The sequence below is a fragment of the Thalassobacillus hwangdonensis genome (genome assembly GCF_042675915.1).
GTDB classification, from domain to species: Bacteria; Bacillota; Bacilli; order Bacillales; family Halobacillaceae; genus Thalassobacillus_A; species Thalassobacillus_A hwangdonensis.
Map to the genome: position 1 here is coordinate 547,189 of NZ_JBHTKL010000005.1, position 25,151 is coordinate 572,339.

The following is a 25,151-nucleotide window of genomic DNA, read 5'->3' on the forward strand; positions in this document are numbered from 1 at the left end:
CAGTTTTAAGCTTTATCCTCCATCGGGAATGTCTGGAGCGGTTTGTCGGCAGGGCCTTCCATGACATTTCCATCAATGTCGAAGCGCGATCCGTGGCATGGACAGTCCCAAGAATGTTCGGCGCTGTTCCATTCTACTTCACAGCCCATATGGGTGCAGGTTGTGTCCACAACATGGAGCTTACCATCTTCGTCTTTGTAAGCGCCGGCGCGTTTGCTGTTCATCTGGACAATCGCACCTTCGCCTTTTTTCAATGCTTCAGGCCGGGTGCCGACTAGCTCTAGCTTTCCTTCCATCAGATGAGCGGCAACATTGAAGTTGCTTGAGATGAAGTGCTTCAAGCTAGGGTCTGCCTGGAATCGGGAAGGAGTGTACAAGGCAGCATAAGGATTGTCCTTATTGGTGATAAGGTCGGTAAGAAGCTGCGCTGCTAACGTCCCCGTAGTCATTCCCCATTTTTTATATCCGGTTGCTACATAGATATTCTCTTTGTTACGAGTGATTTTACCGATGTATGGTACCTTATCGATCGTGAACAGGTCCTGAGCAGACCATTGATAAAGCTTTTCTTTGATTCCAAAGGTTTCTGCGGCGTACTCTGCCAACGCATTGTAATGGAACGTTGTATCTGTGCCTTCTCCGGTACGATGACTTTCTCCACCAACAATCAAAACGGTTTCTCCATTGAAATCCAGGCTTCTGACCGAACGTGTTGGCTGATCAACCGATAAGTACATCCCGCCAGGAAACTCTTTCTCGGGTTTGATCGCGATTGCGTACGAGCGTTCAGCATGTAACCGGGAAAAATAAAAGCCCATGCCATCGTAAAACGGAAAATGGGAGGCTGCAACGACGTGGTTGCATGTGATCGCTTTGTTATCCCGTGTGCGAACCGTGGCTACTTTGCCTTTTTCTACGTCGCTTGCAACAGTCTGTTCATACACCCTGCCGCCAGCTTCTGTAAACCTGTTCAGTAAATGAAGTAAGTATTTAAGAGGGTGGAATTGAGCCTGATCCTTCATATAAAGTGCATTCTTCACAGTAGAATCATATGGAATCGTATCGGCATATTCACACGGGATTCCGAGCTTCTGATATGCTTCGTATTCTTTTTGGAGTTTCTTTGCGTATTTATCAGTTGTGGAATAAACGCAGGCGTCCTCTGTTTCAAAATTACATTCAAGCTTGTTCTCATCAACGATTCGCTTGATAAACTGTACGGCTTCCTGGTTGGAACGATAGTAAGCCTGCGCTTTCTCTTCTCCGAAATGCTGAATCAATTCATCGAAAATCAAGTCATGCTGTGCAGTAACCTTGGCAGTCGTATGACCAGTCGTTCCGTTCAGGAGCTTACTGCCTTCCAGAAGGACGACGTCCAAATCAGCTTCAGCAAGCAGGTATGCAGTTGTAATTCCTGTAATTCCCCCTCCGATGATGGCGACATCACACTCGATATCTTCCTCCAATGTTGGAAAAGAAGGGAGATCCGTATCTACGCGCCAAATCGGTTCAGGGTGTTCCCATTCGAATGTCATTTGATTTCCTCCTCATTAGATTGCTTCCAATAGGTTTTGCCGTATTATGAAAAACATGTAAAAAAAGGTCAATAATTCTTGAATATTGATGGAAATACATTAACAAATAGCGAAGTAGATAGTATAATAGACCGTAGGAATAAAATACTACGGTGGGGGAGGGGAATTAATGGAGGTATTTGTTGCAAGACAGCCGATTTCGAACCGGAATGAAGGGGTTTTCGGGTACGAATTGCTTTATCGGAACAGTAAAGTGAACAAGTTTACCCATGTGGATGCTGATCAGGCAACGAAGGAAGTATTGATCAATAGTTTTGTAAATATTGGATTGAAGCACCTTTCCGAAAACAAGCCTTGTTTCGTCAATTTTACAGAACAGCTGCTTCTGGATGGCCTGCCATTGGATTTTCCTCCTGAGAAGCTTATTGTGGAGATACTGGAAGATGTCAATCCGACCCCTGAAGTGATTGCAGCTTGTAAAGAACTGAAGAGTAAAGGGTATCGCATCGCTTTGGATGATGTGGTTGCGGCCGATCATGATCGTGTGATGGAGATGGTGGAATATATTGATATCATCAAAATGGATATCAGACAGACGTCGATAGAAGAGCGTAAAGAAATCATCCGTCTGGCTGAGAAATATAACATACAGGTTTTGGCGGAAAAGGTGGAAACGCGGGAAGAGCACCAGCAGTTGCTGGTGGAAGGGGTGAACTTCTTCCAAGGGTTCTTCTATAGTAAACCGCACATCGTATCCTCCTATGACATCCCTTTATATAATTTTACATATTTGCAGCTGCTGAAAGAGTTGTCGATGACCAGTGAAACGATTAACATCGACGAAGTTGCAGACATATTCAAAAGGGATTTATCACTGACATTCAAACTGCTGCGACTGATCAATTCCTCCACGTTCAACTTGAAGGTGGACATCCATTCCATCAAGCAGGCCATTATGCTACTTGGAACAGACGCACTGAAAAAGTGGCTGTATCTGTTGTCGATGGATGATTTTGCAAAAATGGGGACGATCGGTTCCAAGGAAATATTGAAGATCAGTTTTCAACGGGCAAAAATGTGTGAATTGATTGCAGAGAAGCTGAGGCTTCCTGAACGAGTGGATGGCTATTTTCTGACTGGATTATTATCCATGGTCGATGTCATTATGGGCAGGCCCTTGAATGGCATCCTGGAGCAGCTGCCTCTGGAAAATCAAATTAAACGTGCGTTACTTGCAGAAGAGAACAGACATCGAAAGGTACTTGACTTAGTGATTAGCATTGAGCGGGCAGAGTTCGGAGTGATGGAAGAAAAAATACAGGCATTTGAACTGTCTGCAAGTGATATTTTTAACATTTATGAGCAATCGATCAAATGGACAGATTCTCTTTATAAAGATTTCTTTACTCAAGTGGAAGAAAATCATGCAGGCTGACACATCTCCTTTCGAGGTGTGTATTTTTTTGTATCAAATACCACTGGATTAACGCGTCTCCCTAAAGATAAATCCTTCATTAGACCTATCACAATCATAATGTAAACGCTTTCATAAAGGGCGGTTATCACATATGATAGGAATAGGCAGAGATAACAATCGATAGGGGGAGACAAGATGAGCAGAAGCAAGCATTTTGAAACAGAAGTGATCCATGCAGGCTATGATTCCAAAGATCACCTCGGTAGTTTGAGTACACCGATTTTCCAAACATCCACGTTCACTTTTGATTCAGCTGAGCAGGGGGAGAGGCGGTTTGCGGGAGACGAAGAAGGCTACATTTACTCCCGTTTAGGTAACCCTACAGTAAAGGCGCTGGAGCAAAGGGTTGCGGTTCTGGAAGGTGCTGAAATGGGACTTGCCTTCGGATCAGGGATGGCTGCTGTTTCAGCTGTGCTCGTTGCTTTGACGAAGGCAGGCGATCACATCCTATGTTCTCAAGGTCTATATGGGTGTACATTCGGACTGCTATCCATGATGAAGGAAAAATATGCGATTTCAAGTGATTTCAGCCTTATGGAGACAGAAGAGGAGCTGAAAAGTAAGATTCAGCCGAACACTACCTGTATTTATATTGAAACACCGATCAATCCTACGATGAAGCTGATCGACCTGGAACTTGTGTCCAGGGTCGCCAAATCATACGGCATACCAGTTGTGGTTGATAACACATTTTCTTCTCCTTATTTGCAGCGACCAATAGAATATGGTTGTGATGTTGTCATTCATAGTGCTACGAAATATTTATGTGGACATGGAGATGTCATCGGCGGGCTTGTCGTTGGAAAAGAAGCATTCATGAAACAGGTGGCTGTCACGACACAGAAAGATATAGGAGGGGTAATGGCGCCATTTGATGCATGGCTGCTGTTGAGGGGGTTGAAGACATTACCAGTCCGTATGGAACGCCACTGCCATAATGCGATGATGATGTCCGAAAGGTTGAACGCGCATCCGATAGTCAAGAGCGTCTATTACCCCGGTGATGTGACACATGAAGATTACGCATTGATGGTCACACAGATGAAAGCAGGGGGAGGGGTGCTTGCGTTCGAGCTTGAGGGAACGAAAGAAGATGCCCAGAAAATGATGAACGCCTTGAAGATGATCAAAATCGCCGTCAGCCTGGGAGATGCAGAATCCCTCATCCAACACCCTGCAACAATGACGCATACGGTTGTACCCGAACAGAAGAGGAGAGAGATGGGGATCACTGATCAGTTGATCCGTCTATCGGTAGGGCTGGAAGCATGGGAAGACATCTGGCAAGACTTAGAACAAGCGCTGAGCTTTATCGGAAGTAAAACATCAAAGGAAATACCAATAGAAAAGTAATCCATTAAAAAGCACAGAGCATACTAAGCTCTGTGCTTTCCTAATTACCTTAAGGATTTTGGATTCAAGGCATCTTTGATTCCTTCACCGATGAAGTTGATTGAAAGGATGGTGATGGTCAACGTGAGTGCTGGAGGCACCCAGATCCAAGGCATGTTCTGGAGTACATCCGCTTCTCTTGATGCAGAGAGCATGTTCCCCCAGCTTGGAGTTTCCGCTGGTACACCAAATCCTAAGTAACTTAATCCTGATTCTACAACAATCATCGCAGCGAAGGTGAGCGTCGCCTGTACGATGATGGTAGAGAGGACGTTAGGAATCAAATGCTTAAGAATTACCTTTGTAGGCCTTGAACCGATCGATGTAGCCGCCAGGATGTATTCATTCTCTTTTTCTGCCAGAATTTTACTTCGCACCAGACGTGCGACACCACCCCAGCCAAGCACACTGATGACGGCAATCAGAACCGATACCCCACCAAGCTTCCCGAAGAATACAGCATTCAATACGATAACGAATACCAGCAATGGGAAGTTCAAAATGAAATCGGTGAAACGCATCAATGCATTGTCTACGAAACCACCATAGAAGCCGGCAAGGGCTCCAATAAGTGTTCCGAACATGATAATTAAAAATGTACACGAAATACCAACCAATAAAGAAACTCTTCCACCATATAAGAGTCTGGTCCAGACGTCACGACCACTCTTATCCGTTCCAAACCAGTGCTCGGAGGTTGGCTCCAGGGACATTTGACCGATGTTTACCCGAGAGATGTCTGCAGTCGTAATATATGGTGCAAGGAAAGATAAGATGGATATGGTCAACAAGAAGAAGAGGCTGACCATCGCCAGTTTATTTCGGACGAACTTCCTGCGGGCGACTGCCCACGGAGACATTGATTTCGGTCTTCTCATTTTTTTCATCTGTGGATTTTCAAGTAGTTCTGCCATGATCACCCTCCTAATCTACACGAATTCTTGGATCGACGATTCCATACAACAAGTCAGCTATCATGTTCCCGAATAATACCAGGAAGGAGAACATCATTGTCAGTGTCATCATTACAGGGTAATCACGCGTATTGATCGAATCCAAGAACAGCATGCCGATTCCAGGGTAGGTGAATATCGCTTCTGTAATGATCGCTCCACTGATCAGCGTCACGATGTCAAAACCTAAGAAAGTGATCAATGGAATGATCGAATTCCTGAGGATATGTTTGTTGTAGATTTTTGATTCAGGTGTTCCTTTTGCGCGTGCTGTACGTACGTAATCCTTCCTGCTGCTTTCGATGATGTCATTACGAAGGAACTGAGTGTAGCTGGCTGTTCCAAGTGCTCCAAGGACGATGGCAGGCAGGAATACATGGTGTAATCTGCTTAAGTAATATTCAAATGTACCATTCTCCACTTGAATATCCACTGAACCACTGAATGGGAACCAGTCCAGCTGAAATGCAAAGAAATAGATTGCAAATACACCGGCGATGTAGGAAGGGACTGCCAAGCCAAGGTAGTTGATTCCCCCGATCAGGTTGTCTGCTGCAGTGTAAGGCTTTCTACCAGCGTACATACCCATCGCAAATGCGAGAATGTATGTTATGACAAGGGAAGTGATTCCCAGGAAAAGCGTATTCGGCATTTTCTCTGCGATCAGAGCGGATACTTCCATTTTATATCGGGTAGATTCACCGAAGTCTCCTTGGACAAAATTCGTAATCCATCTTCCATACTGAACTAGTACCGGATCATTCAGACCAGCTTCTTCCCTTTTTTGTTCTATGTACTCAGGGTCAGTATTGTTAGGATCAATTTCCCCACCGAAGGGATCCCCTGGCATAGCTAATGCCAGGGTGAACACTACGATGGAAATAAGGAGAAGCATCGGGATCATGCCTAGTATTCGACGTAACGTGTACTTTAACATGATGTTTATGCTCCTTATCTGTTATTTTCCTAAAGAATCTTACTCAGTTACGAACCATTCATGCGGGCTGTTCATTCCGGATACATCCAGAGTCAGGCCGCCTACGCGCTTGTTCACACCATAGATTTCATCAAGCTCGGTGATGAATAGCATAGGAAGTTCTTCGTTAACGATTTTCTGCCATTCGACGTAAAGGTCTTTACGTTTCTCCTGGTCAGTTCCGACAACTTCCACATCAAGTGCATCGTCAAGAAGCTGATCACTTTCTTCATTCACCCAGCGAGGGTAGTTCCAAAGCTGGTCGGATTTCCATAGTGCAGATGGATCTGGGTCAGCACCATAGCCCCAACCACCGAAGAATGCTTCCATGTCTTCGTGATCTTTTTCGATCATGTCATAGTACTGGTTGACTTCGATCATTTCAAGTGTAGATTTCAGGCCAACTTCTTCCCAATACTGAGTCAATGCTTTCGCACGGGACTCGAACGTAGGGTTTCCAGTTGCATAGTGTGCAAAGTTTACGACGAACTCGTCTCCATTCGGATCTTCACGGAAACCGTCATCGTTCGTATCTACGTAACCTGCTTCATCAAGAAGTTCTTTCGCTTTTTCAGGGTCATACTCGTATGTGTTCAGCTCACTGTTATCCGCAGCAATCCAGTGTGCTGTAGGTACAGGACGGTTGACAACTTTTCCGTATCCACCAAAGAATGCATCGATCCATTCCTGACGGTTGATGGAATACATCATTGCCTGACGCAATTGTTTGTCAGCATACTTGTCTTTCTGTTCTGTAACTTCTTTCGCTTCGTTATCGAATTTACCTAGCTTGAAGCCTACATAGTAGTAGGAAAGACCAGGAGCTGTACGTAGTTCAACATTCTCCATCGCTTCAACGTCTTTACCGATGGTAGGGTGGACAGCTACGATATCGACATCTTCATTTTCAAGTGCACCAGTTACAGCTGTGCTGTCGATGACTTTGACGATGATTTTGTCCAAATTAGGTTTACCTTGCCAGTAATTTTCGTTAGCAACCAATTCAACGGATTCGCCTGGAACCACTTTGTTGACTTTGAAAGGACCAGTACCTACCATGTCACGACGGACAGGATCGGAACCTTCCATGTCAGCAACTTCGATACCTTCGAACTCTGTACGGTTCATCGGGTATGTCCAAAGGTTCAACAGGTTGTTTACGCGAGCTTTGTCAAATGTGATTTTTACTTCATAATCACTGACTTTCTCGATACCGGAGATGGAATCAGCTTCACCATTGCGGTATGCTTCTGCACCTTCGATTGTCTGAACGTTAGAATAACGTGGACCATCATAATCCGGGTGTGCAAGCGTTTCTAGAGAGAAGATCCAGTCATCGACAACAAGTTCATCACCGTTGTGCCACATGACTCCTTCTTTGAAGGTGAATGTGAAGACTTTATTATCTTCTGTTTCCCAGGAAGCGATGTTTGGCTGAGGCTTCAATTCCTCATCGAACGTGATCAAGTTATCATCGAAAAGACCAAGAACTTCAGCATCGGTAACGATACCATACCAGTTCCAGTGGAAGAGACCTTCAGGAGCAGCATCCAAAGCATACGTCAACGTACCGCCTTGCTGAGGCTCTCCTTCTGCCTCTTCGTCAGAACCTTCGTCGCCAGTGTCTTCACCGCTGTCGCCGGTGTCACCAGTATCCTCCGTTTTTTCCTCATCGTCAGTAGCATTTGCGTCATCGCTGCCATTACAAGCAGCAAGGAACATTGTCAGGATCAGCATCATTGCTGCCAGCCATAAGAACTTCTTGTTACGCATGTGTTTACCCCCTGTAAAATTATTGGAATAGCTTGCTTAATCAACCAGAATGCACGCTACGTGGTGGCCTGATCTCACCTCCTTCAATTCTGGTTTGATGGTGGAACATTTATCCACAGCCATCGGACAGCGCGTATGGAACGGACATCCGGATGGTGGATTTTCAGGACTTGGTACATCGCCTTCAAGTACGATCCGCTCTTTTTTCCTCCTTGGATCAGGTTCAGGAACAGCGGAGATCAATGCTTGCGTGTACGGGTGGAGAGGTTCTTTGTAAATCGTATTCTTATCAGCGATTTCTACAATGTGACCGAGATACATGATCCCAATCCGGTCGCTCATATGTTTGACCACGCTCAAGTCGTGGGCGATGAACAAGTAGGTCAGGTCGAAATCATCCTGCAGTTCATTCAGAAGATTCAGTACCTGTGATTGCACCGATACATCCAGTGCAGATACGGGTTCATCAGCGATAATCAGCTTCGGTTTCAATGCCAATGCGCGGGCGATTCCGATCCGCTGACGCTGTCCACCGGAAAATTCATGCGCATATTTCGTATAGGCGTCGTCAGGGAGGCCCACACGTTTCAACAGCTCCATGACTTCTGCTTTGATTTCCTTTTTCTTTTTACGAGGGTAGTAGTTTTTGATCGGTTCAGAAATGATATCTCCGACCATCTGCATCGGGTTCAATGATGCGTAAGGGTCCTGGAAAACCATTTGGAAATCTTTGCGCTTTTCCCTTAATCGGTTTCCTCGTAGCTTCGTAATATCTTCACCATCAAAATTGATTTCCCCATCAGTAGGATTCAAAAGCCTCAAAATGGTACGTCCGGCTGTGGATTTTCCACACCCGGATTCTCCTACAAGTCCGAGAGTTTCTCCTTTTTTCAGTTCAAAGCTGACTCCGTCGACAGCTTTAACATGTCCCACTGTTCGTTTGAAAAATCCACCTTTGACAGGGTAGTAGGTTTTCAGATTACTGACCTTGAGGAGTGTTTCCTGATTCGTTTTGGAAGATGTAGTTTCATGTGTCTGTGTCGCGTCCAATACATTATTCATTTGGCAGTCACCTCATTTTGAGTCCGGCTTGATTCATAGAGTAGGCAACGCACCGAATGACCAGGAATCTCTTCTCCCAAACCTGGGGTGACCGTTCTGCATTCCTCCATGGCTTTAGGACATCTGTCTACGAACTTACACCCTTGACGGGGCATGTTCTTCAAAGATGGAACAATCCCATCGATGGAAGCTAGGTTTTTTTCTTCGCGGTCCATCCGAGGAATGGACTTCATCAGTAATTCTGTATACGGATGAAGAGGTTTTTCGAACAGGGAGATGACGTCTGTCTGTTCTACGACTTCACCGGCATACATGACGATGACTTCATGACATGTCTCTGCAACGACTCCTAGATCATGTGTGATCAGGATGATTGACATATCATTGGTCTCTTGTAGATCCTGCAATAGCTCGAGGATTTGAGCCTGGACCGTTACATCCAATGCAGTGGTAGGTTCATCGGCGATCAGAACCCTAGGCTCACAAGCAATGGCCATAGCAATCATGACACGTTGGCGCATACCGCCGGAAAGCTGGTGCGGATATTCATCCACCACCTTCTCTGGGCGGGAGATGCCAACTTTATTAAGTAGATCAATTACTTTTTTTCTAGCTTCCTTCTTGGAAACTTTGAAATGATTATGTATAGCTTCAGTTAATTGGAATCCTATGGTGAATACGGGGTTTAAGGATGTCATCGGTTCCTGGAAAATCATTGCAACATCTTTTCCTCGAACCTTGTTCATTTCTTTATCTGTCAATTTTTCTAAAGATTTTCCATCATAGAGGATTTGACCATTCCTGATTTTCCCTATGTTTTTTGGTAAAAGCTGCATGATCGAGAGGGACATGACGCTTTTTCCACATCCGGATTCTCCGACAACACCCATTACCTGTTTAGGCTTGACGCTGAAACTGACATTATCCACGGCATTGTGCCATTCTCCATCAATTTCAAAAGCGGTTTCCAAGTTCTTCACTTCGAGTAACGATGGCTGGGACTGAAAATCTGTATAGTGACTCATAAGACACCCCTGTCTAAATATTCAATAAATTATGCAAATTTAAACTATTTGTGGAACATGATATAACAATGGGGGGGTAGAATCAATCCTTTTTTTACATTTTGTTTACGAAAAAGGGAAACTTTAACTGAAATTGAAAGGAATATACAATGAATCTGCAACATTCGATAAAAAGCGACATTACTGCACTTTGGAATGTCGACAAGGGAATGATGGTGGAAATTCAAGGGGGGTTTTGACCCGATCATAAGAAAATAGAAGGATTTTTATTTAAATTATCTGAAATATTGTTTCACGTACATATATATTTGTTGGAAGTTTAATCGTAGCCACACAATTATGGTAAAATAATGGACAGTCAATAGGATTAGGAAAGGGGCATGGACATGGATCAACGAAGTGTAAAGTCTTCAGAAAGAAGAGAGCGTATATTGAACTTATTGAAACATAGCAGAGAGCCGATCAAGGGTAGCGACCTTGCGGAAATGCTGGATGTTTCCCGTCAAGTGATCGTGGGGGATGTCTCTCTACTGAAGGCTAAAAATCTACCAATTGTAGCAACTAGCCAAGGTTATCTGTTCATGTCAGATCAAACAGACAGCTTCGCTATTGAGCGAACGATTGCGTGCAAGCATCTTCCTGAGGAATCCGAAATCGAGTTGAATATACTGGTGGATCATGGCGTGTTTGTTAAGGATGTTACGGTGGAACACCCTGTGTATGGAGATTTGATGGCTTCTCTAAGAATAGCGAATCGCCGGGATGTGAAAAAGTTCATGGAGGAGATCCGTGCAACTAGTGCTGCATTTCTTTTGGAGTTGACAGGGGGCATCCACCTTCATACCATTGCTGCAGATAATGAAGGGGCGATTCAGGAAGCGCTCGAAGCGTTGGAGGAAAAAGGTATCCTTCTACAATCCTGATTCCCACATAAGTTAGTACTAATAATTTAAATTAGAATTCTTAGATGGAATAGAAGGTATGCTATGGTATTGTCAGATGTTACATTCAGGAAGGTTGAGGCTCTATGAGTATCATCCCAAATTTATTGACCGTTGTGCTTGTCATCAACTTCTTGCTCGCGTTTGCCATCATTTTTCTCGAGAGGAGAGACGCCAGTGCCACTTGGGCATGGCTGATGGTATTGTTGTTCATCCCGGTTGCTGGATTCATCTTTTATTTGATTTTCGGGAAACGCCTGAGCAGCAAACAGATTTTCACATGGGATAAAAAAAGCAGGCTAGGCCTTCTTACAGCGGTCCAGGAACAATTGAGGTCGATTGAAGAGGATTCTCTAAGGCTGCGACATCCCGATCTCGACGAATATGATGATCTTGTCTATATGCATTTGAAAAATAATGATGCATTGCTGACGCAGGATAATCGGGTGGAGTTATATACAGATGGACAAAAGAAGTTCCATGCCCTGATGGAAGATATCGAACGTGCGACAGATCACATCCATCTGCTCTATTACATCATTCGTGACGACCAATTGGGAGAGCGGTTGGCAGAAGCATTAATCAAGAAAATCGATGAAGGTGTCCACGTCCGCGTTCTTTATGACGATATGGGTTCCAGATCATTGAAGCGTCGTTATATTAAAAAGATCAAGGATGCAGGGGGCGAAGTAGAATCTTTCTTCCCACCTTTAATCCCTAAATTGAACCTTAAAATCAACTATCGTAATCACCGTAAGCTGGTCATCATCGATGGACGTATCGGCTATATCGGCGGATTTAATATTGGTGATGAATACTTGGGATTCAATAAACGATTCGGTTATTGGCGGGACACTCATTTAAGGGTGGAAGGAGGGGCTGTCCATAATATGCAGACCCGCTTCATCCTTGACTGGAACCATGCATCGAGAAGAGACATCCAATATGAAGATCGATACTACAAGTCAGAACCAGTGGGTAACGCAGCGATGCAAATCGTTTCGAGCGGTCCGGACTCAGAGTGGGAACAGATCAAGCATGGGTATATAAAGATGATTTTGTCGGCAAAAGAATACATTTACATCCAGACACCATATTTCATTCCGGATGACAGCCTGCTCGATGCATTGAGAATTGCGGTCTTATCCGGTGTGGATGTGCGGCTGATGATTCCGAATAAACCCGATCACCCATTTGTGTATTGGGCCACTTATAGTAATGTAGGGGACTTATTGAAGGCGGGAGCCACCATTTATATCTATCAGAAAGGCTTCCTGCATGCCAAAACGATTGTTGTCGATGGTAAAATCGCGTCAGTAGGAACGGCGAATATTGATGTTCGGAGCTTCAGGCTGAACTTTGAGGTCAACGCTTTCCTATATGAACCTGATATATCAAGGGAGCTTGCAGAGCGGTTTGATGAAGATACTGCTGAATCGACCCAGCTTACTTGGAAGCTGTATCAGAAGCGTTCCAAATGGATCCGGTTCAAAGAATCGATTTCCAGGCTGCTTTCTCCAATTTTATAAGCAATAAAAAACCAGCACCTGTACTAAGGGTGCTGGTTTTAATTATATACAGGCCGTTATTGTTGGGAGAGGGGTGGTCTGGGAAACGACTCGCTTTTCTGTGGGGAAACCGGCAAGCTTCCTCGGGCTTTCAGCCCTGCGGGATCTTGCCTAGTTTCTTTTCCCACGGAAGTCTCGCCGTTTCCCAGACCACTTACCAATAACTAGCCAAACGACCCATTTTCTAACAATCCTTTAATACAGCAAGGGGCGTCACGAAAGCGAGTCCTTCCGTGACGCCCCTAAACTATATACATTTCCATACTATTCATCAATCTTGCTTATCTATTTAGCTGCTAATTTTAACGTCGTCTCTGTTTGTTCACCATTTCTATAGACTGTCAGTTCAACTTCTTCGTTCGCCTTCGTTTCATCATAGAGATAATGGCGAAGCTCCAGCAAATTCGCTACTTTTTCACCGTCGACCTCTGTGATGACGTCATACTGCTGAAGGCCAGCTTCCTGTGCAGGGGAGTCTGGTGCAACCTGTCCTACGATGACCCCTTGCTGGACATCTGCAGGTAACTGAAGGCGCTGCTGCAAGTATTCGGCAGGAATCTGACTGACATCTTTCAGCGAAACCCCCATGTATGGCCGTTTCACTTCCCCTTCTGTTTCCAAGTCCTCAATTACCGGCTTCGCAACATTCATTGGAATGGAAAAACCGATACCTTCGACTTCCTCTTTCGCAATTTTCATCGAGTTGATTCCAATCACTTCTCCATCCATATTCACTAAAGCGCCACCGCTGTTACCAGGGTTGATGGCTGCATCTGTCTGAATGACTTCCGTCTGCCAATCCGGCTGACCATCTTTATTGATATCGATTGGAATGTTTCGGTTCAGTCCGCTGATGATACCCTGTGTAGCGGATCCGGCGAATTCCATGCCGAGAGGGTTACCGATGGCAATGGCTGTTTGACCTACCTCGACGTCTTCTTCTGCGAGGTCAGCAACGCTCTCGACATGCTTGCCATCTATTTGTAAAACGGCTAGGTCCGTCATTGGGTCACTGCCTTTCAATGATGCACTGACCTTTTCACCATCATGCATGATCACTTCAAGTTGATCAGCGCCTTGGATGACGTGATGGTTGGTCACTACATATGCTTTTCCATCATCTTTCTTATAGATGACCCCGGAACCTGTGCCGGCTTTTTGAGCCATATCTCCATTTCCCTTAACATTTGAAATTCCGACGACAGCATCAGAAGCTTTCTCGATTGCCTGGGTTACTGCTTCTTTATCTTTACCGAGGTTCAGTTCATCCGCCTGTGCGGTTGGTTCACCAACATTGATGTCTACACTGATACCCTTCCATTGAAAAAGCCCTGTGATAAGGAATGCGGCTGTGATCGCACCGAACACTCCATAGGCAAATCGGGAACGCTTCTTCACTCTTTTTGTCTGCTGTTCATTTTTTTCTTGTTCGAACATAGATCAATGCCCCCTTCATGATTTATCAATGAATGACTTTGTTCGCTTCGTTCAATTATCATTATAGGAACCGGTTATGGCATGATTTTGGTCTAAATGTGGAAAAAGTGTGGAATAGAAGGAAAGTAGGAAAGAATCGGATACAATGTTTACAAGAGACGGAACTGATAAAGGAGTGCTTCGTATGAATCATACCGTTGCGGTTGTAGAAGATGATCCGAACATACAGGATATTGTAGATGCTTACTTGAAACGGGAAGGCTATGAAGTCAAAGTGATGGAAAGTGCAGAGGAGGCTTGGGATCTGTTTGAGCAATCTCCGCCTGATCTTTGGGTGCTGGATCTTATGCTCCCAGGGATGGATGGCTATGAATTTTGCAAACAGGTTCGTCAGACGTCACAGGTGCCCATCATCATCATTTCCGCAAAAGACGATGAGGTGGACAAGATACTTGGGCTGGAACTTGGTGGGGATGATTACCTGACCAAGCCTTTCAGCCCGCGAGAATTGATTGCCCGGGTAAAACGTCAATTAAAACGGCTGGAAGCACTCCAACCGATTCAGAGTGAAGACTCTACCATGGAATCAGGCAAGTTGGCCCTTCACCTCGATGATCGCCTCGTCCACTGGAAGGGAGAAGAAATAGAGACGACCACGAAAGAATTCGATATGCTGCAAATCCTTGTTCGTCAGCCGAATCGCGCATTTTCACGTGAGGAATTGTTGATGAGGGTATGGGGAGAGGACTATTTCGGAAGCGATCGAGCTGTTGATGACTTAGTGAAACGATTGAGAAAGAAACTGCCTGATTTGCCACTCGAAACCGTGTGGGGACACGGCTATCGTCTGAAAAAAGAGGAACGTTCATCATGAAGCTGCTGCATCAACTGAACACAGCTTTTACATTATTGATCGTTATTGTCATGAGCATTACTGCATTCTTTTTATATTCCTTACTATTGAATACGCTGATTGCAGATGAACAAAGACAACTGGAGGACAAAGGGGATCTGTTGATCGAGTTATTGAATGAACCGAATGATCCGCTGCGGATTTCTCAGCTGCAGCAGCTCGTACAGGACAGTGATCTGCGCCTGTTGATGTTCGACCGCCAAAAGCGGGAAATCCTGTTCTCGACACTTCCGGCAGCAACTACTGCTGATTGGGCGAATCGTTATGATGAGGAATTACATGAAGAAGACATGTGGGAAAGTGATGGAGAGAGCTATGTCGTCCATAATATCGACTTCACTCCACAGAACAACGGTGTCGTACTTGTGCTCGCTACCCCGCTGGATGACCTGCAGGCAATACAAACGATGTTTGCCATGCGAATGGTAGCAGTGCTATTGATCGGTCTGATCATTGCTATCATTATCAGCTACTTCTTTACAAAACGACTGGTTACGCCATTGACCCGGTTGAAGCATGAACTGAAAAAGATCGAACGCAGGCAGTTCAGTGACTTGCAAGCTGTGAATGCCACTGGTGAAATAAAGGATGTAGAGCGCGGAGTAAGACAAATGGCTGAGGAACTCGACAAATATATCCGCTCTCAAAAGCTGTTTTTCCAAAACGCATCCCATGAATTGAAGACGCCGCTCATGTCGATCCAAGGATACGCGGAAGGGATTAAGGATGGGGTGTTTACGGGTGAGAGTGCTGAAAAAGGCTTGAAGGTAATGATCAATGAAACCGAGCGTTTGAAGAAAATCGTCAATGAAATGATCCTGTTAGCAAAGCTTGATAGCAACGAAAATATCTATCATCCGGAGAACGTGGAAGCGAAGGAAATGATAAGGCAAGCGAAGGACAGGTTGTTTCCATTAGCCAACGAAAAAGGGATCGTTTTGCAGGAATACTTAGAATCCTGCAAGCTTTACATCGATCCGGAAAAAGTGCTGCAGGCGTTGATCAATATCATCGGAAATGCGGTCAGGCATGCGCATCATCAGGTGACCGTGTCTTCTGAGATTGAGGATCAGAATTATGTGATCCGAATAGAAGATGATGGCGAAGGTATTTCTGAACAGCTGCTTCCTCAGTTATTCCAACGTTTCATCAAAGGTAAAGAAGGGGAAACAGGACTTGGCCTTGCCATCTCGCGTGCGATCATTGAGCGAAGTGGGGGCAGTATCCACGCAGCGAACCGAACCAATCATACTGGTGCAATATTTACGATTCGGATGCCAGTACCTGTACGTGAAACTCAAGATGAATAGGCAACGCTTGGTTCGTGGTATGATAGGGATAGAATGATAACAGATAGACGAGGAGAGAGCGCAATGGAAGCAAAACGATGCATCGATTCACTCGCAGTAAAAAATTCACATGTGTTACCGCCAGATACCAACAGCCATGGAACATTATTCGGTGGAAGGCTGATGGCATACATCGATGACGTAGCAGCAATCGCAGCTACCCGCCACTGCAGAAAAGCGGTTGTTACGGCATCTACGGACTCCGTCGACTTTCTTGAACCAGTATATGAAGGGAATGCGATTTGCCTTGAGGCTTTTGTGACATGGACCCACAAAACTTCAATGGAAATTTTCGTAAAGGCAATCACAGAAAACTTGATGACCGGAGAGAGGAAAGTGTGTACGACTGCATTTTTGTCGATGGTTGCAGTAGATGAAAACAACAAGCCGACACCTGTGCCGTCTGTGGTTCCTGAGTCAGAGGAAGAAAAGTGGCTGCATGCAGGAGCGGCTAAACGACATGAACGCCGGAAGGAAAGAAGGAAGGAATCCAAGGAGCTTGCAGAAAAATTTGGAACGGGACTTCCTTGGTAATAAGCGAGAACGTCTGGGTGGACATCCAGGCGTTTTTTTAATGTGTTTACAACGTTTGATCCTTAGGATGTAAATTTTTTCATTTGACCAGATTTGTAATAAAAATTAAACTATTTTTTAGTCGATTAATGAACGGGTGATGCACTGTTCACCGTGCTCCCACTTTTTGTAAGATAAATTAACGTTTAACCCAAATCGAAATAGGTAAAGTAAATAGTAATTATTTACAAAAAGATGAAGTAATCAAAGTTGGAGAGGGGTTAGAAAATGGGTTTCTTAGAAAATATTCTCGGGTACCTTAATGACGCGATGTGGGGCTACATACTGATCGCCGTCCTGATTGGATTGGGGCTGTGGTTCTCCATACAGACGCGTTTCGTTCAATTCAGGTATATTCCTGAAATGTTTCGCGTCCTGTTCGATAAAAGGGCGATTACCGCGGAAGGCAGGAAAGGTACATCACCATTCCAGGCATTCACAATCAGTACAGCGTCCCGTGTCGGTACTGGTAACCTTGCTGGTGTTGCATCAGCAATCGCAATCGGTGGACCGGGTGCGGTATTCTGGATGTGGATCGTGGCACTTGTAGGTGGTGCTACAAGCTTTATCGAAAGTACATTGGCGCAGGTATATAAAATTCCTGAAAAGAATCAGTACCGTGGTGGACCGGCCTACTACATGGAAAAAGGCCTGAAAAACCGCAAACTGGGTATCGCGTTTGCGATTACGATCATTTTCACCTATGGTCTTGTTTTCAGTTCTGTACAGTCTAATACGATCCGATTGGCTTTTGAGAAGTCGTTTGATACAGACAAATGGGTGATGGCTGCGATTCTTACCGTCATCGTCGCCCTGGTCATCTTTGGAGGCCTGAAACGTATTGCGGAAGTGACTCAGTATATCATTCCGATCATGGCAATTTTCTATATCATTCTTGCGGGTTATATTCTGTCATTGAATTTTGGAGCACTTCCGGAAATCTTCGGAATGATCTTCCAGAATGCATTCGGCTTTAATCAGGCTGCAGGTGGTACGTTTGGTGCTGCCATCATGATGGGGATCAAGCGTGGGTTGTTCTCCAACGAAGCTGGTATGGGTAGTGCGCCGAACGCGGCTGCAACTTCAGAGGTCACCCACCCGGTAAAACAGGGATTGATCCAGACGCTTGGTGTATTCACCGATACACTTCTGATTTGTAGTGCGACAGCATTGATCATCATCTCTTCTGGAGAATGGATCAATAACGGCGATATGGATGGAATCCAGCTGACTCAGACAGCATTTGAAGCACAGCTTGGTGAATGGGCAGTGATTTTCATTGCTGTAGCGATTTTCCTATTCGCATTCAGTTCCATTATTGGAAACTACTATTATGGTGAAACAAACCTTGAATTCATTAAGAGTACGAAATCAGGACTAGCCATCTATCGTATTGCAGTACTATTGATGGTCATCTTCGGAGCAGTTGCTCAGTTCAACCTTGTATGGGCACTGGCCGATCTGACGATGGGAATCATGGCATTGATCAACTTGTATGCCATCACCAGATTGTCCAAAGTCGCTTATTTAACGATGAAAGACTATAGCAAGCAGAAAAAAGCCGGCAAGGATCCAGAATTCTATCAGGACCATCTGCCGGGTGTAGAGGGAATGGAATACTGGAGAAGAGACCAGACATCCATGAAGGAAGACAGTTAAGGAATAAAAGAGATACGCAACCTCAAATCCGCTATCATTAGGCGGATTTGAGGTTTTTTTGATACACTGAAGAAGGTTCACAATCAAGGATAGGAATGATGGCTATGAGTATTCTTCAAGTGGAGAATCTGACAAAGAGTTATGGAGAAAAGACGTTATTCAATCAATTGACTTTTACTATAGATGAACGACAGCGTATCGGTCTGATCGGTGTAAATGGCACAGGGAAATCTACGCTACTGAAAGTTCTGGCAGGTCTTGATTCTGCTGAAGCAGGGGAAATGAAGCATGCCAAGGACTTTCGAGTGGAATACCTGCCGCAGGATCCGGTAATGGATGCTGAGCGGACTGTGCTTGAACATATCTACTATGGGGATTCGGAAATCATGGTAGCATTGAGGGATTATGAAAAGGCTCAGAGTGCACTGGAAAAGAACCCGGACAGCGAGCAGACCCAGCAGCAATTATTGTCCATGCAGGCGAAAATGGATGAACTGGATGCGTGGGAAGCAAACACGGTTGCAAAATCAGTCCTCATGAAATTAGGCATTGGCACATTTGAGGCCAAGATCGGTGAGTTGTCAGGGGGACAGCGAAAGCGGGTGGCAATCGCCAAAGCACTGATCCAACCGGCGAATATTCTCATCTTGGATGAGCCGACGAACCATTTGGACAATGAAACCATTGAATGGCTGGAAGAATACCTCAGTCAATATGATGGTGCGCTGATTGTCGTTACACACGACCGTTACTTCCTCAACCGGGTGACGAATAAAATCTACGAACTCGATCAAGGGAATTTGTATATCTATGATGGCAATTACGAAATGTTCCTTGAGAAAAAAGCGGAGAGGGAAGAGCAGGAACGCCTTTCGGAAGAGAAGCGTCAAAATACGCTAAGACGGGAGCTTGCCTGGCTGCGTCGTGGGGCGAAAGCGCGAACCACTAAACAAAAAGCTCGCAAGCAGCGTGTAGAAGCTTTGCAAGATGAGAGTGGCCCTGCAGCGAGTCAAAACATGGACATCGCAATCGGATCTGCAAGGTTGGGGAAAAAAGTTATCGAATTAGATGGCGTTTCCAAATCGTTGGATGGGAAGTCACTGCTGGAGGACTTCAGCTACCTTGTTGTACCGGAAGAGCGTTTAGGCATCATTGGGGCGAATGGCAGCGGGAAGACGACATTGCTGAACATCATTGCCGGCCGTCAGGCACCAGATGCAGGTCATGTTGAAATGGGTGAAACGGTAAAAATCGGTTATTACACCCAGGATCATGAAGAACTTGATGGGAATTTGAAAGTCGTGGAATACATCAAGGAAACAGCAGAAGTGATTCATACGGCAAATGGAGATGTGATTACTGCAGAACAGATGCTGGAACGCTTCCTGTTCCCACGCCATCAGCAATGGACGTACATCCGGAAACTTTCCGGTGGAGAACGCAGACGTCTGTATTTATTGAAGGTGTTGATGGAAGAACCGAATGTCCTCTTGCTGGATGAGCCTACGAATGATTTGGACACAGAGACGCTAGGTGTGCTTGAAGAATATTTGGATCATTTCCCAGGTGTCGTCATCACGGTTTCGCACGACAGGTACTTCCTTGATCGCACAGTAGATCGCCTGATCGCCTTTGAAGGAGATGGACACACTCGCAGGTTCTTCGGTAATTACAGCGAATACATGGACGAGAAAAAGAAACTTGAAGCGCTCGAGAAGCAACAGAAACAAGAAGTCCAGCGTGCCGAACCCGCTCATAAGCAACGTAAGAAACAGCGGAAGCTATCCTATAAAGAGCAAAAAGAATGGGATGGGATTGAGGATGAAATCATGGCACTGGAAGCTCGTCTGGAAGAGCTGCAGGCAGAAATCGGTGAAGCTGGCAGTGACCTTGGAAAGGTTCAGGAACTGTACAAAGAACAAGAACGCGTGGAGAACGAACTCGAAGCGACAATGGAACGGTGGGAGGAGCTGGCTCAGCTGGTCGAGGAAATCGAACAGGAAAAGGAGAGTCGCCGGTAAAAGCGGCTTGGTCGCCGGAAAACTGGGAAACTCGCCGGTAAACAGAAAAAGTAGCCGGAAAATCGTAGAAGTCGCCGATAAGTACGAAAACTCGCCGGAAAAAGGATGGCCCATGCAATCATGGGTTTTCCTTTGTTTAATTTTTGAAATTGTGAAATAATATTGAGAGGAAAAACACGAACTGGAGGAATGAAGATGCCACAACAGCAAATGTTAGAAAAATATGCAGAGTTAGCTTTGAAGACCGGAGTGAATTTGCAAAAAGATCAAATGCTCATGATCAACTCAACGATAGAAGGAGCAGACTTCACTCGGATCGTTGTACAAAAAGCATATGAAATGGGTGCGAAGAAGGTACATATCAACTGGAGCGATGATGCGATTACGCGCCTGAAATATGAACATGAAACAAAAGAAGTACTTTCAGATGTAGAAGATTGGAAAGTCGCGATGTACGACTATTTCGCGGAAGGTGGAGCGGCGGTTCTATCCGTCCGTTCAACAGACCCTGATTTGCTTCAAGGGATTGATGGAGAGAAAATCGCAGCAGCGAACAAGGCTGGTTCCATGGCGATGAAAAACTTCCGCGCCTATACGATGAACGATCGCATTCAATGGTCGATCGTTTCGATTCCGATCACTGCTTGGGCCCAAAAGATTTTCCCAGATGCGAGCGAAGAAGAAGCAATCTCCAACCTATGGGAACAAATCTTCAAGATTGTCCGTGTCGACAAAGAAGATCCTATCGCAGCATGGGAAGAGCACAACTCTGTTCTTTACCAGGCGAAGGAATTCCTCAACAAGAAAAAGTACAACAAACTGATTTTCACAGCACCTGGAACTGAATTGGAAGTTGACCTTCCTGAGGGCCATATCTGGAAAGGTGGCGCTTCTGAAACCGTAGAAGGCGGTGTGGCGTTCAATCCGAACATGCCTACCGAAGAAGTGTTTACAGCTCCGCATAAATATGGAGTCAATGGTACGGTTTCAAGCACAAAACCGTTGAACTATGGAGGTAACCTGATCGATAACTTCTCCCTGACTTTCAAAGAAGGGAAAGTAGTCGACTTCAAAGCAGAGCAGGGAGAAGAAACGTTGAAACACCTGCTTGATACAGATGAAGGTGCACGTCGTCTAGGAGAGCTTGCACTGGTGCCGCATGAATCACCAATTTCCCAGTCAGGACTGATTTTCTATAATACGTTGTTTGACGAAAATGCTTCCTGTCACCTTGCGCTAGGGAAAGCATATCCGAACAACCTCGAAGGCGGGTCTGATATGAACGAAGAACAACTGGATCAGCACGGAGTGAACGACAGTCTGACACACGTCGACTTCATGATGGGTTCAGGCGAACTCGACATCGATGGTGTATTGGGAGACGGTTCAAAAGAAGCAGTCATGCGCAATGGCAGCTGGGCTATAACATTTGATTGAACGTTTGATCAATACGAAAAGGACCTCTTTTGAGGTTCTTTTTTTGCTTTGGGGGGATCTGGCGATTTCCGGGTGTTTACTGGCGATATGCAGGATTAATCTGTTGAAAATCTGTATAAACTGGCGCAAACCCACTTTAATCTGGCAAATAGCCATTTGTTTCATTTTTATGAGGAGGGGGAACAGCTATTAAAAGGGATAAAAGGAGAGATGTGTCATGCAACGTCCAGAGAATGAACTATTCGGGCAAAGTGGTAACCCAAATGATTTCGGTAAGTGCAGCAATTGCGGGAAATTCCTGCAATCCAAACGAGAGAAGAAAGTAATGCTGTGCAGCGAATGTCAGGAAGCTCGCGACCAAGCACAATACAATAAAGAATGAACCGAAGAATGCTGCGAAATAGGCAGCATTCTTTTATTACCTCATTGAAAAGAGGGCAGTGTATGGCGTTTGATTATGACATCGATTTTGACAATACGGATTTCAGAAAGCACCCGGAAAAATACCGCGTCGGCCGTGGAGAGCAGGGAGTACTGCTGGTTGAACCATATAAGAGCGAAATTCTTCCGCATTGGCGATTCAAGACTCCGGAAATCGCAAAAGAATCCTCTGAAAAGATATATGAGTTGTATCAGCAATACAAGGAGAAAGACGACTTTGTGGGGATGGACATGGCCCGGAAATTCATGCAGATGGGCTATACGAGGTCACGGCGCTATGCCAATTATAAAGGCGGTAAGAAATATGATAAGGTTGGGAACATCAATGAAAGGGAGATTGATGATGAAAAAGCGGAGTCCGCAAGTATTTTCGAGGAAAAGTGGAAAGTCATCCGTAATGATGAAACGTATTTGAAAATGAAAAAGAACCATCAGAAAACATATGGATAAAAGAAAGCACCCATGTTCCGGTGCTTTCTGAATTAATCATGTTTTCTCAGCATCGCTCGTACTGGACTGCCATCTGCTTCTTCCATTTTCAATGGAAAAGCGATCAGTTCATAGTTGCCAGGCTGCACTTCATCCAGCAGTAATCCTTCCAAAATCAGTACGTCATTGGCATATAAGGAGTGATGTGCAGCTAATTCCTTGCTCGTTTCTGGATCGACGGAAGGTGTGTCCACGCCTATCAGATTAATTCCATTCTCTTTCAGGAATGGTCCCAGGTCATCCCCTAAAACAGTGTAGTCTTGTGGAAACTGCGTGCGATCCTTCCAGCTGTTCGACTGGACGATCACCTTCGAGACGTCTGCCAGATCATACTCCTGTAAATCACTTGCTGCAACCACCTGTTTACCTTCCATATTGACGACCAATGCTTCTCCGATAAAGCGTTCAGGAGGTAGTTCAGCAATCTTTTTTCCGTCATTGTCATAATGGAAAGGTGCATCGACATGTGTGCCAGTGTGGTTGCTCATTGAGATGTTCCCCACATTGACAGAACCCGTGTCTTCCATTGTCCACGTAAGTCCGTAACGGTAAGGCTCATCTCCTGGCCAAGGGGGAGTCTGTTCGTTCAACATCATTGTGATATCAATCAATTTCATGCTGCATCCTCCTTTACGCGATGATTCCACGTTCGTTTTTATAATTTTTATAGAGCTTGTTTTCCATGATTTCTTTCAGGCGTACTACCATGTCAAAGATATCCTCATAGGAAGTATAGAGTGCGATTGGTGCCAACCGGATTACATTCGGTGAGCGGAAATCAGGAATTACATTTTTTGCTTTCAGCGCTTTACATATGCTTGCTGCCTCATCATGTTCCAGGCTGACATGACCACCACGACGCTCATCATGGCGCGGGTTTGCGATCGTGAAACCATAGGAATCAAGCTCCTGTTCAATCAGTTTCATCATGAAGTTCGTCTGAGCGAGTGATTTTTTGCGAATGTTCTCGATGCCTGCTTCAAGAAATATCTCCAATGATCCCAGCAACGGCGCAGAACTCAAGATGTGCGGTGTGCCGATTTGAAACGCACTTGCCGTTTCGGCAGGTGTCAATGTATGGTCCATATCGAACTGTTTGTCTTTTCTCGAACTGAACCAGCCAGCGAGACCAGGGCTTGTCCCTAAATGTCTTTCATGGACGAATAAACCTCCGACTCCACCTGGACCACTATTCAAATATTTATACGTACACCATACCGCAAAGTCGACGCCCCAGTCGTGCAGCTGATGTGGGAGTGCACCGATAGAATGAGCAAGGTCGAACCCCACGATAATCCCCTTCTCATGGGCAGCTTCGGTGATTTTTTTCATATCAAGTAACTGACCACTGCGATAAAGCACAGAAGGAAGCAGAACCAGTGCTACATCATCTGCTAAGTGATCGATGATTGTGTCTTCGTTAAGTGTCCGGCCGTCTTCGCTTTGAACTTGGATCAGATGTTCAGCAGGATCAAATCTGTGCAGCTGCAGCTGACTTTTCAATGCATAGATGTCGGAAGGGAAGTTAAGGGCGTCCGCAACGATCTTCGTTCGGTTTCCTTCCGGGCGGTAAAAGGTTGCGATCAGTTGATGCAGGTTCGTCGTAATCGAGCCTGTATTGATGACTTCTTCAGGGGATGCGCCAACGAGTGGTGCAGTAGATTCCCCGATTTTTTCCGACATATAATACCATGGCTGTTCGCCGTCCATCCAACCTTCAATTCCGTGCTGCTTCCAGTCTTCAAGGGACGTCAGCAAAGTTCGTTCTGCTCGTTTTGATAGGAGGCCGAGCGAATTCCCGTCCATGTACAGCAAATCTTCTTTTATGTAAAATTCCTCTTTATATTGTGCAAGCTTATCCTGACTGTCGAGTTTCTGTGCATCATTTTTAGATAGTACTGAATGTTCCATCAAATCCCCTCCTCTGTTCATTATATCCCTCCTAAACGAGGACTCCAAGTTTTTCAATGAATCTTCCGGAATGCGTATGGTAAGCTGAAGGGAGTTCAAGGAGGGAGAGGGATGGAGATACTCTTTTTGATAGGATTGGGGCTTGCTTTGATTGCTTCAATGGGAGCATGGGTCAATACGCATATACATAACAAAAGAAGACCCGTTCACATTCGCTTG

At 45.1% G+C, this 25,151-nt stretch carries 21 protein-coding genes; 12 read left to right on the forward strand and 9 right to left on the reverse strand.

What is annotated here, in order from left to right:
- Positions 1-5: 5 nt before the first annotated feature.
- Positions 6-1,535 carry an FAD-dependent oxidoreductase gene (locus tag ACFQ2J_RS12275; protein WP_386060708.1) on the reverse strand — a complete coding sequence of 510 codons (1,530 nt, stop codon included), beginning with the start codon at positions 1,533-1,535 and terminating at the stop codon, positions 6-8.
- Between the two features lie 169 nt (positions 1,536-1,704).
- Between ACFQ2J_RS12275 and ACFQ2J_RS12280 the strand changes: the two genes are divergently transcribed.
- Positions 1,705-2,970, forward strand: a complete 1,266-nt coding sequence (locus ACFQ2J_RS12280) for an EAL and HDOD domain-containing protein (RefSeq protein ID WP_386060711.1) — start codon at positions 1,705-1,707, stop codon at positions 2,968-2,970.
- A gap of 177 nt (positions 2,971-3,147) precedes the next feature.
- Positions 3,148-4,365 (forward strand): methionine gamma-lyase, encoded by a 1,218-nt coding sequence (gene megL, locus ACFQ2J_RS12285; RefSeq protein WP_386060714.1) that lies wholly within the window; start codon positions 3,148-3,150, stop codon positions 4,363-4,365.
- A 44-nt stretch (positions 4,366-4,409) separates the two neighbouring features.
- On the opposite strand, the gene opp4C is transcribed toward megL, so the two are convergent.
- Genes opp4C through ACFQ2J_RS12310 form a run of 5 tightly spaced genes read right to left on the reverse strand, consistent with a single transcriptional unit; the run spans position 4,410 to position 10,193 of the window.
- The gene (gene opp4C / locus ACFQ2J_RS12290) at positions 4,410-5,318 is read right to left on the reverse strand and encodes an oligopeptide ABC transporter permease (protein ID WP_386060717.1); all 909 of its coding nucleotides are present in this window, start codon (positions 5,316-5,318) and stop codon (positions 4,410-4,412) included.
- Positions 5,319-5,328: 10 nt separating this feature from the next.
- Positions 5,329-6,294: an oligopeptide ABC transporter permease gene (gene opp4B / locus ACFQ2J_RS12295; RefSeq protein WP_386060720.1), complete on the reverse strand. Its 966-nt coding sequence runs from the start codon at positions 6,292-6,294 to the stop codon at positions 5,329-5,331.
- Between the two features lie 39 nt (positions 6,295-6,333).
- Entirely contained in the window at positions 6,334-8,106 is a 1,773-nt protein-coding gene (gene opp4A / locus ACFQ2J_RS12300; protein WP_386060723.1) for an oligopeptide ABC transporter substrate-binding protein, read from the reverse strand.
- A gap of 36 nt (positions 8,107-8,142) precedes the next feature.
- On the reverse strand, positions 8,143-9,168 hold the full coding sequence (locus ACFQ2J_RS12305) for an ABC transporter ATP-binding protein (protein ID WP_386060726.1): 1,026 nt from the start codon (positions 9,166-9,168) through the stop codon (positions 8,143-8,145).
- The gene (locus tag ACFQ2J_RS12310) at positions 9,165-10,193 is read right to left on the reverse strand and encodes an ABC transporter ATP-binding protein (RefSeq protein WP_386060729.1); all 1,029 of its coding nucleotides are present in this window, start codon (positions 10,191-10,193) and stop codon (positions 9,165-9,167) included. Before ACFQ2J_RS12310 ends, ACFQ2J_RS12305 begins: the two co-directional genes overlap by 4 nt.
- Before the next feature lie 386 nt (positions 10,194-10,579).
- On the opposite strand from ACFQ2J_RS12310, the gene ACFQ2J_RS12315 reads away from it, so the two are divergent.
- Entirely contained in the window at positions 10,580-11,116 is a 537-nt protein-coding gene (locus ACFQ2J_RS12315; protein WP_386060732.1) for a transcription repressor NadR, read from the forward strand.
- A gap of 104 nt (positions 11,117-11,220) precedes the next feature.
- Positions 11,221-12,663 (forward strand): cardiolipin synthase, encoded by a 1,443-nt coding sequence (gene cls / locus ACFQ2J_RS12320; RefSeq protein WP_386060735.1) that lies wholly within the window; start codon positions 11,221-11,223, stop codon positions 12,661-12,663.
- A gap of 324 nt (positions 12,664-12,987) precedes the next feature.
- Here cls and ACFQ2J_RS12325 read toward each other — a convergent pair whose 3' ends face one another.
- A complete protein-coding gene (locus ACFQ2J_RS12325; RefSeq protein WP_386060738.1) occupies positions 12,988-14,139 on the reverse strand; it encodes a S1C family serine protease in 1,152 nt (383 codons plus the stop codon).
- A 184-nt stretch (positions 14,140-14,323) separates the two neighbouring features.
- On the opposite strand from ACFQ2J_RS12325, the gene ACFQ2J_RS12330 reads away from it, so the two are divergent.
- The 8 genes from ACFQ2J_RS12330 to ACFQ2J_RS12365 all read left to right on the forward strand — a co-directional run bounded on the left by ACFQ2J_RS12330 (position 14,324) and on the right by ACFQ2J_RS12365 (position 22,982).
- Positions 14,324-15,013: a response regulator transcription factor gene (locus ACFQ2J_RS12330; protein WP_386060741.1), complete on the forward strand. Its 690-nt coding sequence runs from the start codon at positions 14,324-14,326 to the stop codon at positions 15,011-15,013.
- Positions 15,010-16,362, forward strand: coding sequence for a sensor histidine kinase (locus ACFQ2J_RS12335; RefSeq protein WP_386060744.1), 1,353 nt, complete (start codon positions 15,010-15,012; stop codon positions 16,360-16,362). Before ACFQ2J_RS12330 ends, ACFQ2J_RS12335 begins: the two co-directional genes overlap by 4 nt.
- Before the next feature lie 63 nt (positions 16,363-16,425).
- Positions 16,426-16,935 carry an acyl-CoA thioesterase gene (locus tag ACFQ2J_RS12340; RefSeq protein WP_386060747.1) on the forward strand — a complete coding sequence of 170 codons (510 nt, stop codon included), beginning with the start codon at positions 16,426-16,428 and terminating at the stop codon, positions 16,933-16,935.
- A 267-nt stretch (positions 16,936-17,202) separates the two neighbouring features.
- Positions 17,203-18,633: an alanine/glycine:cation symporter family protein gene (locus tag ACFQ2J_RS12345; RefSeq protein ID WP_386060750.1), complete on the forward strand. Its 1,431-nt coding sequence runs from the start codon at positions 17,203-17,205 to the stop codon at positions 18,631-18,633.
- A 104-nt stretch (positions 18,634-18,737) separates the two neighbouring features.
- A complete protein-coding gene (locus ACFQ2J_RS12350) occupies positions 18,738-20,654 on the forward strand; it encodes an ABC-F family ATP-binding cassette domain-containing protein (protein WP_386060753.1) in 1,917 nt (638 codons plus the stop codon).
- A 189-nt stretch (positions 20,655-20,843) separates the two neighbouring features.
- A complete protein-coding gene (locus ACFQ2J_RS12355; RefSeq protein WP_386060756.1) occupies positions 20,844-22,091 on the forward strand; it encodes an aminopeptidase in 1,248 nt (415 codons plus the stop codon).
- A gap of 217 nt (positions 22,092-22,308) precedes the next feature.
- Positions 22,309-22,473 (forward strand): hypothetical protein, encoded by a 165-nt coding sequence (locus ACFQ2J_RS12360; protein WP_386060759.1) that lies wholly within the window; start codon positions 22,309-22,311, stop codon positions 22,471-22,473.
- Between the two features lie 62 nt (positions 22,474-22,535).
- Positions 22,536-22,982, forward strand: coding sequence for a DUF4385 domain-containing protein (locus tag ACFQ2J_RS12365; RefSeq protein WP_386060762.1), 447 nt, complete (start codon positions 22,536-22,538; stop codon positions 22,980-22,982).
- Positions 22,983-23,014: 32 nt separating this feature from the next.
- Here ACFQ2J_RS12365 and kynB read toward each other — a convergent pair whose 3' ends face one another.
- Complete coding sequence (gene kynB, locus ACFQ2J_RS12370; protein WP_386060765.1) at positions 23,015-23,638, reverse strand: arylformamidase; 624 nt, start codon at positions 23,636-23,638, stop codon at positions 23,015-23,017.
- Positions 23,639-23,651: 13 nt separating this feature from the next.
- Positions 23,652-24,932: a kynureninase gene (gene kynU / locus ACFQ2J_RS12375; RefSeq protein WP_386060768.1), complete on the reverse strand. Its 1,281-nt coding sequence runs from the start codon at positions 24,930-24,932 to the stop codon at positions 23,652-23,654.
- Positions 24,933-25,151: the final 219 nt, after the last annotated feature.